Source organism: Thalassotalea marina (assembly GCF_014656435.1).
Lineage (GTDB): Bacteria > Pseudomonadota > Gammaproteobacteria > Enterobacterales > Alteromonadaceae > Thalassotalea_C > Thalassotalea_C marina.
The window spans coordinates 170,114-188,527 of the sequence record NZ_BNCK01000004.1; the positions used below are offsets into that span (position 1 = coordinate 170,114).

17 protein-coding genes and 1 riboswitch are annotated in these 18,414 nt (G+C 38.6%); of the genes, 11 read left to right on the top strand and 6 right to left on the bottom strand.

Annotated elements, in window-relative coordinates; translation table 11 throughout:
* Positions 1–94: 94 nt before the first annotated feature.
* Positions 95–544 carry a hemerythrin domain-containing protein gene (locus IE199_RS10000; protein WP_189769895.1) on the bottom strand — a complete coding sequence of 150 codons (450 nt, stop codon included), beginning with the start codon at positions 542–544 and terminating at the stop codon, positions 95–97.
* A gap of 165 nt (positions 545–709) precedes the next feature.
* Here IE199_RS10000 and IE199_RS10005 point away from each other — a divergent pair, with 165 nt between their 5' ends.
* Positions 710–1,102, top strand: coding sequence for a ribonucleotide reductase subunit alpha (locus IE199_RS10005; RefSeq protein WP_189769897.1), 393 nt, complete (start codon positions 710–712; stop codon positions 1,100–1,102).
* Positions 1,103–1,116: 14 nt separating this feature from the next.
* Here the strand turns inward: IE199_RS10005 and IE199_RS10010 are convergent, their stop codons facing one another.
* Positions 1,117–2,847 carry a bifunctional protein-serine/threonine kinase/phosphatase gene (locus tag IE199_RS10010; protein ID WP_189769899.1) on the bottom strand — a complete coding sequence of 577 codons (1,731 nt, stop codon included), beginning with the start codon at positions 2,845–2,847 and terminating at the stop codon, positions 1,117–1,119.
* 73 nt (positions 2,848–2,920) lie between these two features.
* Complete coding sequence (locus IE199_RS10015; RefSeq protein ID WP_189769901.1) at positions 2,921–4,399, bottom strand: NarK family nitrate/nitrite MFS transporter; 1,479 nt, start codon at positions 4,397–4,399, stop codon at positions 2,921–2,923.
* A 307-nt stretch (positions 4,400–4,706) separates the two neighbouring features.
* On the opposite strand from IE199_RS10015, the gene IE199_RS10020 reads away from it, so the two are divergent.
* From IE199_RS10020 to moaE, 9 genes are all read left to right on the top strand, one after another.
* Entirely contained in the window at positions 4,707–5,978 is a 1,272-nt protein-coding gene (locus tag IE199_RS10020; protein WP_189769903.1) for an MFS transporter, read from the top strand.
* A gap of 10 nt (positions 5,979–5,988) precedes the next feature.
* Entirely contained in the window at positions 5,989–7,206 is a 1,218-nt protein-coding gene (locus IE199_RS10025; protein ID WP_189769905.1) for an NnrS family protein, read from the top strand.
* A 508-nt stretch (positions 7,207–7,714) separates the two neighbouring features.
* Positions 7,715–8,920 (top strand): alginate export family protein, encoded by a 1,206-nt coding sequence (locus IE199_RS10030; RefSeq protein WP_189769907.1) that lies wholly within the window; start codon positions 7,715–7,717, stop codon positions 8,918–8,920.
* 79 nt (positions 8,921–8,999) lie between these two features.
* Positions 9,000–9,135, top strand: a riboswitch (molybdenum cofactor riboswitch).
* Positions 9,136–9,193: 58 nt separating this feature from the next.
* Positions 9,194–10,165 carry a GTP 3',8-cyclase MoaA gene (gene moaA, locus IE199_RS10035; protein WP_189769909.1) on the top strand — a complete coding sequence of 324 codons (972 nt, stop codon included), beginning with the start codon at positions 9,194–9,196 and terminating at the stop codon, positions 10,163–10,165.
* Between the two features lies 1 nt (position 10,166).
* A complete protein-coding gene (gene mobA, locus IE199_RS10040; RefSeq protein ID WP_189769910.1) occupies positions 10,167–10,784 on the top strand; it encodes a molybdenum cofactor guanylyltransferase in 618 nt (205 codons plus the stop codon).
* On the top strand, positions 10,771–11,310 hold the full coding sequence (gene moaB / locus IE199_RS10045) for a molybdenum cofactor biosynthesis protein B (RefSeq protein ID WP_189769911.1): 540 nt from the start codon (positions 10,771–10,773) through the stop codon (positions 11,308–11,310). The genes mobA and moaB overlap by 14 nt, the downstream gene beginning before the upstream one ends.
* 4 nt (positions 11,311–11,314) lie before the next feature.
* Positions 11,315–11,794 (top strand): cyclic pyranopterin monophosphate synthase MoaC, encoded by a 480-nt coding sequence (gene moaC, locus IE199_RS10050; RefSeq protein WP_189769913.1) that lies wholly within the window; start codon positions 11,315–11,317, stop codon positions 11,792–11,794.
* A 5-nt stretch (positions 11,795–11,799) separates the two neighbouring features.
* The gene (gene moaD / locus IE199_RS10055; protein ID WP_189769915.1) at positions 11,800–12,048 is read left to right on the top strand and encodes a molybdopterin converting factor subunit 1; all 249 of its coding nucleotides are present in this window, start codon (positions 11,800–11,802) and stop codon (positions 12,046–12,048) included.
* Positions 12,049–12,051: 3 nt separating this feature from the next.
* Positions 12,052–12,516, top strand: a complete 465-nt coding sequence (moaE, locus tag IE199_RS10060) for a molybdopterin synthase catalytic subunit MoaE (protein ID WP_189769917.1) — start codon at positions 12,052–12,054, stop codon at positions 12,514–12,516.
* Position 12,517: 1 nt separating this feature from the next.
* On the opposite strand, the gene moeA is transcribed toward moaE, so the two are convergent.
* Both moeA and narL read right to left on the bottom strand, forming a co-directional pair.
* A complete protein-coding gene (gene moeA / locus IE199_RS10065) occupies positions 12,518–13,768 on the bottom strand; it encodes a molybdopterin molybdotransferase MoeA (protein ID WP_189769919.1) in 1,251 nt (416 codons plus the stop codon).
* A gap of 20 nt (positions 13,769–13,788) precedes the next feature.
* The gene (gene narL, locus IE199_RS10070) at positions 13,789–14,439 is read right to left on the bottom strand and encodes a two-component system response regulator NarL (RefSeq protein WP_189769921.1); all 651 of its coding nucleotides are present in this window, start codon (positions 14,437–14,439) and stop codon (positions 13,789–13,791) included.
* A gap of 351 nt (positions 14,440–14,790) precedes the next feature.
* Between narL and IE199_RS10075 the strand changes: the two genes are divergently transcribed.
* On the top strand, positions 14,791–16,395 hold the full coding sequence (locus IE199_RS10075) for an MFS transporter (protein WP_189769923.1): 1,605 nt from the start codon (positions 14,791–14,793) through the stop codon (positions 16,393–16,395).
* A gap of 69 nt (positions 16,396–16,464) precedes the next feature.
* On the opposite strand, the gene IE199_RS10080 is transcribed toward IE199_RS10075, so the two are convergent.
* Positions 16,465–18,354, bottom strand: a complete 1,890-nt coding sequence (locus tag IE199_RS10080; RefSeq protein WP_189769925.1) for a histidine kinase — start codon at positions 18,352–18,354, stop codon at positions 16,465–16,467.
* Positions 18,355–18,414: the final 60 nt, after the last annotated feature.

The window sequence follows — 18,414 nt, forward strand, 5'->3', positions numbered from 1 at the left end:
TGCGTGCACTAGATTTAACTCATCGTTTTGTAACGACAAAAACTTTTTGTTTATTTGAAAACAAACCAACTATCTCAAACCTGATAGCATGTCATCATGCTCGTTTGGTTTGCTGCAACAACTCCATCTCACTAAAGATCTCTGCCCGTTGAGCTTGGTTGATGTTATTGTCTATCATAGGGTAAAGCACATTTTCTTCTTTTAAATTGTGCGCAGCTAAAATAGTCGTTAATTGAGTTATTTCTAGTATTTCACCGTTAAATTGACTGGCAAGTTTATGGTCAATTATTTCCAGCAACACCTTGATTTGACCATGTTCTTCACACATTACAGACGTGGGTCCTTGGCTCATCGGAACTAAGTTCTCAATAAAAGGAAATAGAATTTTTTCTTCCCATTCAATATGCTGAATAAGACCTTTATGAAACAGTTGAAAGTAGTTATACCCATTGTCATCTCCTTTGGTTCTATGAGAAATAAATGCTTCAAACAAACAATCAAGCTTTTGATGATCTACTGAAAAGTAATTATTAATTAATGACATGTAGCTAATCCAATACAATATTTTGTTCATATTAACTAGCTTGAATAACAACGTCTATTGCCCTTTTGGGGTAAAAAGTACGCCTTTGGTGATACCTATTGATGAGCATTTTACTTAGTAGACATCTGTGTAAACTAACAAACAGATAAAACTTGAGAATTAATTATGAGTAAAATTTTTGATGAATTGTTAGTGATGGCTGCCAATCAAGATCAGCCTCAACGTTTGTTGTTTTTATTTGCAAAGCCTGAAGGGCACAATCCCAAAAAAAGTAAAAAGTTTCAAAAAGGCCATATCAACCCAATGATGTGCGTTGATAAACTACCTGACGCGCTAACTACTTTTGAAGCCTTAGTAAAAGAAGCTGATAGTATAGATAGTACTTGGCATTTTATCTTTATTTCTGGACTTTCAGGGGAAAACAATAAAGCTCCAACATCTGAAGATGCTGAGCCTTATTTAAACAAAATGACCAATGATCTAGTTACTGGGCAAAATATTAACCGTTATTTAGTGGTGGATCGAATCGGGCAACCAATAGAAATGATGGCCAACTAACATCTGAAGAAAAATTAACTCTTAAAAAGCACAATAACTAGTAAAAACATCAACACCCAAATTGCAGACAAGACTAACCAAAACCTTGCTCTGCTTTTTTCTTGGGTTGTTTCTGGTACATCAAGTAAAAATCTAGGGTTGGGTTTGGTCAAATCCGTCAACAATGCAGCCAGAGTTTTGTAGCGTTTTTCAGGGTTAATTTGCACACCTTTTTCTAGGGCTTTATCAAACCAAATAGGGATCACCGGGTTATGATACGAAGCCTGAATGTATCGCAACCTGTCGTAGTCAAACACATTTTTACATTCTTCAACACTGTCACCATAGGGCAAATGGCCAGTAAATATTTCATAGGCAATAGTTGTTAGTGCATACAAATCACCTTGAACACCAGTATTTTTACCCAATAAACATTGAGGATCAGAATAAGTTGCCGTGCCTAGTGCTCCTTCATGCTCTATGGGGTTAAATATTTCTGCAGTTCCCGCAACAAAGGTAGAGCCAAAATCGACAATTTTAATATTATGTCTATCGTCAATAATGATATTTGCCGGTTTTAGATCTTGATGAATTGTTTCTTTTTCATGAAAATCTGCTAACCCTTGTGCGATTTGTTTTACAATTTCAATAGCTGTTTTGGGTGAAGGAAGTGGATTTTTTTTCATCCATACATCTAGGCCAACACCTTCTACATGTTCCATTAGGTAATAAAGACAAGTACGAGGTCGATTTTGAGAGTACACTTTAACAATTCTGTCGCTTGCTAGACGTTTACCAATCCATTCTTCTTGAATAAATCTATCAATATAATGGTTGTCGTCGATAAAATTTACTGACGGTGTTTTCATCACTAATTGTTCACCCGAACTTAAATCCTCCACTAAATAAAGTTGAGAGCGACTACTGGCAAACAATTCTTTTAAAATTCTAAAACCGTCAAGCTTCATGCCTTTTTCTAATGGCGGTGGGAAAGGGAGCCGTGTAAGTTTTGCATTAAAATCGTCAATACTTTCATTTGCAACACTTTCTATTTCAATCACAATACAAGATAAATTATCATCACTGCCTTGTGCGAGGGCAAGTTTAACCAAATTTTCTGCTTTTTGTTGACAGCTTATTGGTTGCTCTAAGACAGATAACATAAGTTCACTACTGATAAAATCATGTACACCATCGCTGGATAATAAATATAGCTCTCCAGGGGATAAATTGATTTTACCGTAATCAACATGCAAGTTATTATCCATACCAAGTGCTCTGGTGAGGTAGCTTTTACCTTCGCCAACAAATGCATTGTGATCTCGGGTTAATTGCGTTAACTCATTGTTTACCAATCGATATATCCGGCTATCACCGATGTGAAAAAAATGCCCTAATTGAGATTTGAGCACCAAGCCAACAAAAGTACACAAAAACCCTTTTTGTTCTGACGTATACGCATGGCTTTTTTTAAACAAAGATAAGTTTGTTGCAGAAAGTATTTTCTCACCGCAATGCGCTACAGACCAAGTGTCAGGGGACAGATAATAGTCATCAACAAATCGCTTTACTGCTGTTTCACTTGCTTGTTTGCCAGCTTCAGCGGTACTAACGCCATCGGCAAGCGCACAGCAAATGCCTTTATTGGCTAGAACACAGTCACTTTGTGGAATACGATACAATGTCGCATCTTCATTAATAGCTTTTTTACCTGCAACAGATTGCTTGCCAATGTTTACTTTTAGCTGAGTAGAAGCATTTCCCATGTTTTCTCCTTAGGTAAACAGTGAAAAAAGCGAGCAAATTTCACTCGCTTTACTTGGTAAAATATTTAATCCGTTAAGAAACATCAATCATATGGACACTGCCATCTTCATTTACCTCAGCTATTTGGCCTCTTGGCTCATCTAAGAAAAGGGCAAAGAAGAAAATTATCACCGCGGAGCCAGCGATAACCATAAAAAAGGTGCTGTAATCGACAAAAGATAACACGGTTAGATACGTTACAGCACCAACGTTGCCATACGCTCCTGCCATACCAGCAATTTGTCCAGTCATTCTTCGTTTTACTAGGGGTACAATGGCAAATACTGCACCTTCACCCGCTTGTACAAAGAAAGAACAACACATTGTTGCGATAACAGCTAAAGGTATATACCAAGCTCCTGTTATTTGGCTTAATACAAAATATCCAATTGCCAAACCACCTATTAAGAGCATCAACGTTTTACGTCGGCCTATTTTATCAGATAAGTGTCCGCCGGTTGGTCGTGCAACTAAGTTCATAAAAGCAAAGCCTGAGGCTAACAAACCAGCTTTTACCGGATCTAGACCATCAAACGTTTCCAAGAAAAATAATGGAAGCATTGATACAACAGCGATTTCTGACCCGAATGTTACGAAGTAGGAGATATCAAGTATGGCTACATTCTTAAATTTATATTTTTCTAACTCTGGTACACCTTTAGTTAAGTTTTCTTTATTCACGGACCAAATCTGGCTGAATTGAAATACCATAAGTACGGCAAGAACACCCCATGCAATATACATAGTTTGCTCAGTAAACAGGTTAACGCCCGCAGGAGACAATTTCCAAGCCAAAACACCAAGCGCGATGTACATAGGGATATTCATCGCTAAATAAAAGTAAAAATCCTTCCAGCTGGTTACTTCTAAACCTCCAGCTTTTTTCGGCTTGAAATAAGTTGAACCTTTAGGGGTGTTTCGAGCTTGTGAATAATACACAAAGCTATATAGGCCTATAATAATGCCTGTAGTGCCGATAGCGTAACGCCAACCATCTTCACCACCATATGCCATGGCCAAAGCCGGCAGTGTCATGGCAGCCGCGGCCGAGCCAAAATTTCCCCAGCCGCCGTAAATACCTTCGGCTACACCGACTTGTTTTGCAGGGAACCATTCTCCTACCATTCTAATTCCAATAACAAAGCCTGCCCCAGTAAACCCTAGCAAAAACCGAAAAAGCGCAAGTCTTTCATAAGTGTCAGCAAATGCAAATCCCAAACAAGTGAATGCAGATATAAACAATAAGCAAGAATAGGTGACCCTTGGCCCGTATTTATCCACCAAAATACCAATAATTATTCGGGCGGGGATAGTTAAGGCAACGTTTAAAATCATTAATGCTTTAATTTGAGGCGTAGTTAAATCAAACGCTTCTTTAATAAAAGCTAGCATAGGGGCATGGCTAAACCACACAACAAAGGTTAGAAAAAATGCAAACCACGTGATGTGCAAAGTTTTTATTTTAGCATCGGCAAAATTTAGCAACCGTAATTTATCGCTGGTTCCAGACATATATCGTCTCCCAAGGTTAGATACACATTATTTAATGCCATCATTCCTGATTTACGGATGTAAAAATTGACCTAAATCAACTTTGTTAATTTTGAAAAAACTCGTTGATTGTCTGGGTACCCCAATGGAGGTAGAGTGCAGTGGCGCACTAAAAACAAGCAAATAAAGGCGTAATTACCACTTTAGGAGTGTATCGTTTAGCTAAGTAGCACTGCACAACTACAAAGGGGTATTGCATTTGATTGTTGCTCAATAGAACATGGTGGCGTAAACAAATATTGTTTTTATCACACACGAGTAAAGTGTTATGCAAACACATCGTAGTAAAGCCCAAATAGCCTTAACAGTCGCAACGTTAACATTTGCTGCTAATTTCTCTATTTGGGTGCTATATGCAGTTGTTGGTATTCAACTTAAGGATGATTTGGCACTAAATGCAACACAGTTTGGGCTACTCTTGGCTGCTCCTATGTTTACTGGTGCCATTTTTCGACTGCCGGTAGGATTGATATTAGAAAAATATTCACCTAAGCGTGTTTTTTTGATTCAAATGGCGTGTACTTTACCTCCCTTAGTGTTGTTAAAAACGGCAACTACTTATAGCGATTATTTGATATTTGGCGCGATGATAGGAATATCTGGTGTCTCATTTACCATAGGAATTCGTTATGTTGTTGATTGGTTTGAATCAAAGTACCAAGGAACAGCAATGGGTATATTTGGCGCGGGTAATGCTGGTGCAGCTATTACTTTAATTATCGCCCCGTTAATTATTGATCATATAGGGCTTTCGATGATCGGTCCTCTTTATGCCGGGGGATTATTGTTTGTCATCCTGCTCTTTGCCTTTATTGCCCCTGATACGCCGGAATACATTGCTTCAACAACAGAAAAGTCTTGGCAAAGCTTATTGTTACCTTTATCAGAGCTAAAGGTGTGGCGATTTGGCTTGTATTATTTTTTTGTTTTTGGAAGTTTCTTAGCTCTAACGTTATGGCTTCCACAATATTATGTCGCCGCATTTGGGTTATCTTTGTCTCAAGCAATGGCACTTACCTTACTGTTTGTCGCGAGTTCAAGTTTAGTAAGAGCTGCGGGCGGTTGGTTTGCTGACAAATATGGTGCGAGTAAAGTGAGTTGGAGTGTCTTTTGGGTATGTTTAGTGTGCTTATTTTTTCTTAGTTACCCACCTACAACTATGGTAATACAAGGCGTCAGTAAAGAAGTGAATCTCAATATAGAAATCAATGTCTGGCTGTTTACTTTGTTAATCCTCATTATCGGCATTGCGCAGGGCTTTGGCCGCGCAAGTATCTATAAGATTATTTACCAACATTACCCTAAACAAATGGGTACTGTTGGTGGTGCAGTATCCATGGTTGGTGCATTGGGTGGTTGTACACTGCCTATTCTTTTTGGCCTAGCAGTCGATTTTATTGGCGTATACACCGCCTGTTTTATGTTGCTATACGGTGTATTAGCAGTTTGCATGTTTTTAATGTATTACGCCCACAAACAAGAGCAGTATCAAAAGCGACTATCTCACGCAATCAAAATGAACTTTTTAGAAAGGGAATAATAAATTTCACATGTTAAATATTACCGACGTTGCCCAAGAACAAAAAATCCCTGCATTTTTTCGCCTAGGTTTTCGACCATTTTTCCTTTCTTCGGTGCTTTTTTCGATATTAGCCATAACCGTTTGGATTTTATTCCTTACGTTTCATGTAGATTTCACCCCTTTTGGTGGCACTTTCTGGTGGCACGCTCATGAAATGTTGTTTGGCTTTGTAGTGCCTATTGTTGTCGGCTTTCTACTAACAGCCGTGCAAACTTGGACTGGTATTCCGGGTGTTAGAGGAACTAAACTCGCGATATTATTTTTAATGTGGTTGTTAGCGAGAATATTGTTATTGGCTACGCCCAGTTTTATCCCTTTACTGTTAATTACGATCTTAGATGTCGCCTTTTTACCCTTGTCAGCCATAATGTTGGCTTCTTCGATACTAAGGGTAAAGCAATGGAGAAACCTATTTTTTGTACCTGTGCTTGTGTTGTTAGCGGCGATGAATATCTTATATCACTTGCAAGTCATTCCTCTTATTGATTATGCAAATGCAATGCAACATGGCAGCTACGGCGCAATTATGTTAATCACACTTATTATGGTAGTGATGGGTGGTAGAGTCATTCCGTTTTTTACCGCCAATGCTACTAAAATAGTTAAACAACCAGTGATAGTCCCGCTAGAGTTTGTTTGTTTGGGGAGCACTTGGCTTATTGCTTTAGTTTACGTTTTGGGTATTAACCAACTATCAAATAGCAGTTATTTAATTGGTTTTTTATCACTAATAGCAGGGGTGAGTAATCTTATCCGATGTGCAAGGTGGCATATTGGAGCCGCATTACCAACTCCTTTGTTGTGGTCTTTACATCTTGCTTATTGGTTTATTCCTGTCAGTTTTATTTTGTTATCTGCCCATTTACTTTTGGGTTGGTTTTCTTTTAGCAATGTGCTTCATGGTTTTACTGTAGGTGCGATGGCAAATCTTATTTTGGCGATGATATCGAGAGTATCATTAGGGCATACTGGGCGTATACTCCAAGTTAACGCTGCAATTAAATGGGCATTCATGCTAATGGCATTAGCCGCGTGTTCTAGAGTGTTTTTGGTGATGATCGTACCACAATATAGTATTTTACTGTGGTGGATTTCCGCAACACTTTGGTGTGGTGCTTTTGGTATTTTTACGTGGGCTTATTGGCCAATCTTAACTCAACCAAGAGTTGATGGACGCCCAGGCTAGATAGGAAATGGGGCGGCTATCAAGTTTATTAAGCCCTGTAGTATAGCAAAAGATCAATTAAAAGCAGCCTTCCTTTATGCTAAAACCTTCGATATTTAAGTATTTTAATTTTTCGATTGCTTGAATCGAATAGACATACAAAGGCTTGTGAAAAATCTCTATTGTTAACGGATACCACCGCTTGTCCACTAAGGCGACAAAGTACTGAGCAACCCCACCGCAAATTATAGGTAATTTCGCTTTACCTATTTAACAATTAACAAAGTAAGTATTGATGTAACTCATTGTAGGTATTGATAAAAAGCATGGTAAGTAGCTACTCTGTAAAATTGATTTGAATCAATAAAAACAGAGCTGTAAGGGGTATTGTTTATGACAAGATCAATAGGACATGTAGATCTTTCGAAATTGCTTGTGAAGTAGTTAACACTGTGTGGTTATGCCACACAATCAATTGATAACACGTCCTAAAGTTTACATAAAAAAATACTCTATTAGGAGAAGCGATATGAAAACATCAAATACCCTGAAACTAAAAATGTGCTTACTGGCTACTGCAATAGCCTCCTCGTTACCAGTAAACGCAGAACTTTTATCTGATGTCGCAAATGCAGTTAACCAAGGTAAAACAAAACTTAACTTTCGTTATCGAATAGAAAGTGTTGATCAACAAGGAATTGAAAAAGACGCATTAGCTTCTACTTTAAGAAGTAGGTTGTCCTGGCAGTCTGGTGTTATCAACAACTTAAGTGTGCAGTTAGAAGTAGACCATGTAACGTCAATAGTTGCCGATGACTATAACTCTACGACAAATGGTAAAACTAAGTACCCTGTAATTGCCGATCCTGAAGGTACAGACCTTAATCAAGTTAATATTAAATATACTAAAGATAAGCTAGACGTGATTTTTGGCAGACAACGAATTGTACTAGGAGACCAACGCTTTATTGGTGGTGTTGCTTGGCGTCAAAATGAGCAAACGTTTGACGCTGCAAGGTTTAAGTATCAAGCCACAGACAATTTAAGTGTCGATTATAGTTATGTATTTAACGTGAATCGAATTTTTGGCCCGCAAGATGGTGTTCAGCCAGCAGATTGGCACGGTAATTTTCATTTAAGTAACATCAATTGGTCTGTGAGTAAGCAGCATTCTATAACAGCCTTTGCTTATCTGTTTGATAACGATGTTGCCAATGCCATGTCTACAAATACTTTTGGCGTAATGTATACGGGGAAGTTTTCGGGGGTAAAAACAACCTTAAGCTATGCAACACAATCTGACGCAGCAGATAATAAAAACAACTTTACCGCGAACTACTATAAAGCTGAATTAGCTACTAAGGTAAACAATATCAACCTTAGCGCAGGTATAGAAGTACTGGGTAGTGATAATGGCGTTGGTTTTAGTACACCGTTGGCAACATTACACAAGTTTCAGGGCTTTGCTGACAAGTTTCTTGGGACACCTAGCCAAGGAATTGAAGATATTTATGTTTCAGCTAATAGCACCTTTGGCAAATTAACCTTGGCTGCAACGTACCATGACTTTAGTTCAAACAGAGGCGGCGTGGATTACGGCAAGGAACTCAACCTACAAGCCGTTTATAAGTTTAGTAAACATGCTAGTGGTTTGGTTAAATATGCTTCTTACAATGCTGACGACTTTGCCACTGATACGGATAAAGTTTGGGCAATGATCAACTTTGCTTTTTAGCGCATTACAGGTCTACCACCAAAGAGGTAGGCCTGTAACCCTTTAGCTCAATAGTTATCAGTTTCGCTATTGAATAAGCTACCACTATAAACTCCTAGCATAATCACCTAAGCAAAAGTATGGCGATTATGCCGTAATCAACTCGTTTGGTTACCGGGTAATACGAGAAATCGTTTTACTTCCCGTGTTTGGAAAGGTGTTTAAACATAATCGACATCGCTCGAGATTAAACCTAGCCAATCACTTATACAACCATCAACGTTGGGCGCAGTTATGCTTATTGATACTTTTGGCAGGAAATTTAATTATCTTCGATTGTCTATTACAGACGTATGTAATTTCCGTTGTAATTATTGCTTACCTGATGGCTATGACTGTGATCAAGAAAGGAACTTTCTAACGCTCAATGAAATAGAAACGCTTGTAACTGCGTTTGCTCAACTAGGCATTAAAAAAATTCGAATAACAGGTGGAGAGCCGGGTTTACGAAAAGATTTAACCGATATCATTTCCTTATGCAGCCAAACACCTGGTATTGAAAAAGTAGCACTTACGACAAACGGCTTTAATTTGGCTCGTAATGCAACTGCTTGGAAGGCGGCGGGATTAAACGCAATAAATGTAAGTGCTGATAGTTTAGATCCAAGAATGTTTAGTGCAATTACTGGTAATCAAAACTTAACAGATATTCTTCATGGTGTTGATGTCGCTCAAGAGGCGGGCATAGAATCATTAAAGCTAAATGCAGTGTTGCTAAAACAGTTTAACTATTCTCAGCTACAAGATTACCTCGATTGGATTAAAGATCGAAATCTTACTATTCGATTTATTGAACTAATGAAAACAGGCGATAACCAATCATTTTTCAGACAAAACCATGTCAGTGGACAAGAAATAAAGTCCTTGTTGTTGCAACAAGGGTGGCAACAAAAGTTAAAACATAAACTTGATGGCCCTGCGCAAGAGTTTTTCCACCCAAATTCAACAGGTCGTATTGGTTTGATTATGCCTTACGGAAAAGACTTTTGTGATACTTGCAATAGATTGCGTATGTCAGCAATAGGCAAATTACATCTCTGCCTTTTTGCAGAAGCTGGCAATAACATCCGTCCTTGGCTAACGGCTTCTGATGTAGAAGGTTGCAAACAAATCATCATAGACACGCTTTTTGATAAAAAAGTAGCACATCAACTCCAACAAGGCTTTGTTGGTGGCACTAAACATCTTGCAATGTTAGGAGGATAAAATGACTGAAAATTGCTCATGTGAAATTTTTGGCATCGTACTCGCTGGAGGTAGGTCTTCGCGAATGGGACAAGACAAAGCGGAACTAGAAATTAACGGCAAAACTCTACTAAGACGAAACCAAAACTTGTTGAAACGTGTAGGTGTATCAAAAGTGTTTGTTTCAGGTGGTAAATACAGTGATATCGATGATTTGTTACCCGGCATAGGACCAATGGCGGGAATTTATAGTGCCTTAGCCCATTTTAAACGTTACCACTATCAGCAGGATAAAACACAATTCAAAGCGCTGTTAATCATTCCAATAGATATGCCACTTCTTGATGAAAAAACCCTTAAAGACTTATTGTTATGCGGCGCATCAATGCGTAGTGCATTGCACTATAAAAACACCCCTATGCCATTGCTTTTACCCATAACAGAAGAAAATTTTAAAAGTTCGCAGAAGGTTATAAACGATGAGGGTAAAAGGTCAATTAACCGTTATTTAAACTTCATCAATTGCACAAGCATTACAACAGATAACCTACAAGCTTTTATTAATACCAATGACTATCAAACATGGATAAAAGCACAACAACTCATTAAACAAGGACAATGTAACTATGGCACACTATAAACTTCCATTTACCCCGTTAAACATTGCCGTTTTAACTGTTTCAGACACAAGAGATGAGAACACAGATAGTTCTGGCGCTTACTTTGTTGAAGCATTAACTAAATTTGAACATCACCTAGCTGAAAAGCAGATAGTAAAAGATGATGTTTATCAAATACGTGCTGTTGTTTCCAAGTGGATTGCTAGCGACACCGTACAAGCAATTCTAGTAACTGGTGGCACTGGTTTTACCGCGCGTGATACAACGCCAGAAGCAGTTGCACCATTATTTGACAAAAGTGTTGAAGGATTTGGTGAATTATTCCGTTATGCGTCAGCAAAAGAGATCGGTACATCAACAATTCAATCAAGAGCACTTGCTGGTGTTGCTAACGGAACAGTCATATTTTGCGTACCAGGCTCACCTGGCGCATGTAAAACAGCGTGGGAAAATATTATTGCCTCGCAGTTAGATGCTAGCCACAAACCATGTAACTTTGTGCCACACCTAAAAAATGCCACAATCTCTTGTAATACACGAGGGTAACAGCATGTTGACGCACATAAATGAACAAGGCCAAGCGAATATGGTTGATGTAACAGACAAACGTGTCTCTATCCGAGAAGCAGTTGCACAAGGTTGTATTACCATGTTGCCAGATACTCTAAGCGCAGTTATCAACAATCAACATAAAAAGGGCGATGTTATTGCTACCGCTAGAATAGCTGGAATACAAGGTGCTAAAAAATGCGCCGACTTAATTCCATTATGTCACCCATTGGCATTAACAAAAGTTGATTTATCGTTTGATATTGACGAACCAAACAACCAAATTATTGTATCAAGCTTATGCAAACTTTCAGGTCAAACAGGCGTTGAAATGGAAGCACTAACCGCGGTTTCTATTGCATTATTAACCTTATTTGACATGTGTAAAGCGATGGATCCTATGATGGAAATTTCAGCAGTTAAAGTGCTTCATAAAATAGGTGGGGAATCGGGATTTTGGACTAGAGACGTTAGAGGTTAATAGAAATGATTAAAGTATTATTTTTTGGACAACTTAAAGAAGTATTAGCATGTGACCGTTTAGATTTAGAAGTAACAGAACAAATGAAAGTCTCTGATGTTCACGCACTTCTTTTAACACGTTACCAACAAAGTACTAGTTATCTAAAACCAGGCCGAATCTTAGTCGCTGTTAATCAAGATTTAGCTTCAATGGAACATCAAATTTCGGACGGCGATGAGTTAGCATTTTTCCCTCCTGTTACGGGAGGCTAATACATGATCAGTGTTCAAACCCATGACTTTGATATAGCAAGTGAATACAACGCGCTAAAGAGCAGTAGTGCCAGCGATGGTGCAATCGTAACGTTTACAGGGTTAGTCAGAGATATTAATCAAGGGAATCAAGTAACAGGCTTAACTTTAGAACACTATCCAGGGATGACAGAAAAATCGTTGGCGAACATTGTACAGCAAGCAAAACTACGTTGGCCATTAGGCAAAGTGCATGTCATTCATAGAGTGGGGCGCTTGTTACTTTTAGACCAAATCGTGTTTGTTGGTGTCACCAGTAAACACAGAGAAGCCGCTTTTGAAGCGTGTCAATTTATAATGGATTATTTAAAGAATAACGCGCCTTTTTGGAAAAAGGAAACCACGCTAGATGGAGAAAAGTGGGTAGAATTTAACGAAAAAGACCGCGAGGCTGCCAGTCGGTGGAAAAAGAGAAAATACGGTGTTTAATTTAACACCGTAAAATATGATCGAACATTTGAATAGAAACATCACTTCCCGCGACGCAACCCTGATGATCTTGTGCAAGTACAATGTAGCAATTTGCCTTGCTCATCGAAGACAATATGCCAGAGCCTTGTGCTGGTAGAGGTTCAACCACAAGTTGTCCTGATTCGTTAATTTGCGCAATACCGCGTTGAAAATCCATTCGACCAGCACGTTTTTGAATATCTATTGTTGTTGTAGCCGGTAACAGTAGCGGTTCAGTATAGTTCGTCCCCATCATTTTAATTAACGCAGGTACAGCTAACAAATGAAAGGTTACTGTTGATGAAACTGGGTTTCCGGGCAGTCCAAAAAATACGCTGTTAGGTAATGTGCCAAAAGCGAACGGTTTTCCAGGTTTAATTGCTATTTTCCAAAACTCTATTTGACCTAACTCTTCAAGTACGTCTTTAGTGTAGTCAGCATCACCCACGGATACTCCACCAGAACTTATCACCGCATCAGCTTGCTGATCTGCCTGTTCAAAAGCTTGTTTTATTTGCGCGTAATCATCTGGAATAATGCCCAGATCAAGTACATCAATATTCATATTGTTCAACATAGCCATTAATACGTGCCGGTTACTTTCATAAATTTCACCTGTTTGCAGCACTTGCCCAGCTGATTTAAGCTCATCACCAGTTGAAAAAACAGCAACGCGTAATTTACGGTTAACGGCTATTTCGTCAATACCTAAAGAGGCTAATAGACCTATATCGGGCGCGCTAAATTGATGGCCTGGTAAAAATATCTGTTGGTCTTTTTGGATATCTTCACCTGCTAATCTTATGTGGTTGTTCAACTTAAGTGGCTGATTAAGTGTAACAAGCCCATCGTTGACACTAACATTTTCCTGCATTTCAACGCTATTAGCGCTGTCTGGGACTACGGCACCCGTCATGATCCTGATACATTGCCCTGGAGCTAATTCACCAATATAAGGGCGCCCAGCCATCGCTGTACCAACCAATTGGTAAGAGTGAGGAGGTTGAGCAGGTGTTTCTGCAAAATCAACGTTAAATGCATAGCCGTCCATCGCTGAATTATTATGAGCAGGTACATTAATCGGAGAAACTATAATTGCGGCGTTGACACGCTTCGCACAATCTTCAATACCAATAATTTCTTGTTTCTCTACAGCAGTTATTTTATTCAATAGGTTAGATTTAGCTTGTGCATAAGGCATTAAACCTGGCGCACTACAACAATCAATCATTTTGGTCACCTTTAAGTAGATTATTTAGTCTGGTAATTCACCATCCAGACGGCAGCCTCAACACGAGATTTTAAGTTGAGCTTTTTTAAAAGATGTTTGACGTGTACCTTAACGGTACCATCAGATATGTCTAGTTCACGTGCAATTAGTTTGTTACTCAAACCTTTTGCAATCAATTTTAAAATTTCATATTCTCGACTAGTTAGGGAAGAGATAACATTCGCTCCCTTTTTTTCTGGTCTTCGCAGAGCCGTAGCTAATATTTCAGTGAGTTTATCACTCATCACCATTTTGCCTAAGGTTGCCTCTTTAATTTTTTCCAATAACTCATCTGGATCCATATCTTTAAGTAAGTAACCATCAGCGCCACTTCGAATAGCCTCAATCACATCTTCATCATTGTCTGAAACTGTAAGCATTAAAATTCGGGCGGTTACGCCTTGCATTCTTAACGCTCTTAGCGTCTCTAAGCCATCCATTCCTTGCATGTTTAAATCCAAAGTAATTAGGTCAGGATCACAACTTTCAACAATGGCCAATGCCTCTGCACCAGAACTCGCTTCGCCGACAACAGTAAGTTCATCCTCTAGCTCTATCAGTTGCCTCAGTCCTTTTCGCAACAAGGGGTGATCATCTACCATCATGATTGAAACATTAGGGGTATCGGTCATTTTGCTCTCCAGTTGGCTGACATGTGTTTATTAGTGACTCTTTATTTCTATTTGTCGCCACAACTTTTTTAATTTTGATATGTGTCAATTTTAACGAGTTGAGTGCTTTTACACATCCTTTTATTAAGAGGTAGACAAAACTAACACTTTATGGGTAATTAAAAGAAACGTTTTAAAGCTGAATTAGCATTAAATATCAATAAAATACAGAAAACTACTTACACATTAGACTTTACTATTTGTTCAAAATGCATTGATTTCGTTAAAAAACATACCTCTTTTTATCAATTGTTGTTCGCCATCTGATTTTACATAGTGATGCTGTTATTAATCATTTAATTGGAGAAAACCATGGCAGATCTACAAAAGTGGGATCCAGAAGACGAAGGTTTTTGGGAGTCACAAGGTAAAAAAATTGCCAACCGAAATCTCTGGATTTCAATTCCTAGCTTACTTTGCGGCTTCGCAGTATGGCTTTATTGGGGCATTATAACGGTTCAGATGCTCAATTTAGGCTTTCCATTTGCTAAATCAGAGTTATTTACCTTAATGGCGATATCTGGTTTAACCGGAGCCACTTTGCGCATACCGAGCAGCTTTTTTATTAGATTATGCGGCGGCAGAAATACTATATTTTTCACTACTGCCTTACTTATGTTACCTGCGTTTGGCACTGGTGTTGCTCTTCAAGACCAAAATACACCTTTATGGGTGTTTCAAGTATTAGCCTTTTTATCTGGCTTTGGTGGTGGCAACTTTGCGTCTTCAATGTCTAATATCAGTTTCTTTTTTCCTAAAAAACAACAAGGTTATGCATTAGGTATGAATGCGGGTTTAGGTAACTTTGGTGTGACTACCATGCAAATTTTAGTGCCTCTGTTTATGACGTTTGGCATTTTTGGTGGTGAGCCAATGACCTTAGTAAATACCAGTGGTACCTTGATAGGTAAAATACCAGCTGGGGCTGATACTTGGATACATAATGCCGGTTATTTATGGCTGATATTCTTAATCCCACTAGCCTTTGCAGGCTGGTTCGGCATGAATAACATTAAAACTGAAGAAGTATCTCCTGACATAGGTAACCCTATCACTTCATGGCTGTTAATCACTGTTATGCTATTGATTGGCTTTTTAACGGCTGGTGTCGGTTTATGGTTGTTATTACCAGAAGCCGCCAATGGTTCAGGTTTTGGTGTACCAAAAGAAATTGTGCTTGTGCTGGTTATTGTTGCGACCGTGTTTTTGCTTAAACAATTGCCAGGACAAATTAAACAAAGTTTAGATCGTCAATACAAAATCTTTGATAACAAACATACTTGGGTGATGAGTATCATCTATACCATGACTTTTGGATCATTTATCGGGTTTGCCGCATCTTTTCCACTATCAATTAAAGTGATATTTGGCTATCAACATGTTCTAGTTGACGGGGTAATGACCCATAATACAGTCAATCCAAATGGTCCTAGTGCATTAATGTTTGCGTGGATGGGGCCTTTTATTGGTGCGCTTATTCGCCCTGTTGGTGGTTGGATATCTGATAAGGTCGGTGGTGCATTAGTTACGCAAATATGCGCAGTGATTATGGTTGCAAGTGCTTTAGGTGTTGCTTATTTTATGCAAGCAGCCTATCAATCAGCTACGCCAGAGCAGTATTTTATCCCGTTCTTCGTGCTATTTTTAATTCTTTTTGCCGCTACAGGTATAGGTAATGGCTCAACGTTTCGTACCATTGCCATGGTGTTTCCAAAAGAGCAAGCTGGCCCAGTATTGGGCTGGACATCTGCAGTTGCAGCTTATGGTGCTTTTTATATCCCTAAAGTACTTGGTGAACAAATTAAGGCAACCACACCGGAGGTTGCTCTAATTGGCTTTGCTATTTTTTACGCCATTTGTTTATTTATTAATTATTGGTTCTACTTACGTAAAAATGGTGAGTTTTATAATCCATAATAAAGTAGGGGATTTATAAATAGTAAAAACCAGAGCTTTAGACTCTGGTTTTTATGCTCTACTTATGCCCTAAGAAGCCTTTTCAATTAGGTAGGTAGGCCTAAATATCAACTTAACCATTGCGCCTCCGTCAGCGTTGTTTTCAATATTTACCATGCCTTTTAAATGTTGACTTCTTTCTTTTATTATCGCCAATCCATAATGGTTAAGCTTTGATGGGTCACCTGGAATACCAACGCCATTATCTATGATGTGCAAATGTATATTTTTGTCTTGGTCTGCAAACACTGCAACTAAGGTATTATCAGCTTTAGAATGATGTAATGCATTTTGTGTTGCCTCACGAGCAATCTGCATAAGGTGTATTTCTTCATTAGGCGTTAAAGGTATCCCCTCGATTTGATAGTCTAAAGTAAACACCATTTTCCCATTGGCTCTGTCATTAAGCGAGTCAACCATTTCGATGAAGGTTTGCTGTAAGCCCGCAACATCAATTTTTAGTCTAAATGTGGTTAGTAACTCCCTTAGTTGCAGGTATGCTGAACTCAGGCCTGTTTTAAGCTCATCAACAACGTCATCAATTTGTTCTTCAGTTGCGTTTTTATCACGAAGTTTTTGTAAACGTGTAACTTGAAACTTTAGATAAGACAATGCTTGTGCCAACGAATCATGTAACTCCCTAGCAATAACATTACGTTCTTTTAAGATAGTAATACGTCTAGTTTGTTCATTTTGTTGGCGAATATGTAAGCCATTGGCAATTAACGTAGTTATTGATGAAAATAACTGATGCTGCCAAGATTCGAGGGGAAAATCATCTTCAATCGTACATACTAACACGCCGTAGTTAATATCCCCCTTGTTGATAGGGTAGCGCATTTCGGTGGTTTGATTTTGATAAACACTTTGATTGACATTGCTAGATAAACAGCTACCACAGTCTTTTTGGATACATTTTTCCGGCAAATCTTTTTCTTTGGTGATGATGTGTTCGTAGGGTTGTCCACTATTAATTGTGGTTAAGCATAAGTCTAAATCAGGTTTTCCCGTAATTTTCGATAACTCCTTAGTGATCGGACTAAGGTCAAGTGTTTCACTAGGCTCGTTAATGAGTTGTGAAGTTCTATATAGAAGCTCCAGCGTGTCATTACTTTGCCTAAGTTCTACTGTTTTTTGTTTGACGCGGCGTTCAAGTTGACCATAAGACTGTGATACTGCACGAGACATTTTATTCATCGTCTCTGCGAGCAACCCTAATTCGTCATTTTGCTGTATAGTCGTTTTAGCTGTGTAGTCTCCTGCCATGATTTGTCTTGCGGACGCTGTCAATTCAGTAAGTGGCTTCTCGATCCTGCGGCTTATTTGCAACATAGTGAAAGTCACCATAAGGATAGTCACCAGTAAAGATATACCTAATATCATTCTGATCAAAGATACTCGGTTTTCTGCCCGCTGTTGATAAAGGCTGACCAGTACATTGAGCTTTTGCACAAAATCTTCGATTGCACTATTCATGTTGAGTAATTCAGTATCGCTCAATAAATGCGGGGTGTGTATCGCATTTGCTAGCATAGGTTTAAGCTCGTCACGCCAAGCGGTATTAATATCATTTAACGTTTTACTTAATGATACTTCGTTTAGTTTTCCCTTAGGGGTTTTCATTAACGGAGCATTTATGGTTTTATCAAATGTTTCAATAGCATCGATAATTTTGTCTTTTTGTATGTCGTGCATCGACGGTGCTAATTGTGGCAGTAACATAATATTGGTTAATATTTTGTAACTTTGTTTCCTTAACGATCCTGCTTCATTAATGATTAATGCGTCATGATCTGCCATATCGCTGATAAACATCGAGCTAAACATACTTAAAATTGCAATGGCACTGATAATAAACATCATGGAACCAATGCGAAAAACGATTGAATTAAACAGACGATCGAGCATTTTGCTTCTCATTTGAACCTTCTTAAGTAATACCTACAAAAACAAGCTAAGCCATAGCAAGCTCGATAAAAA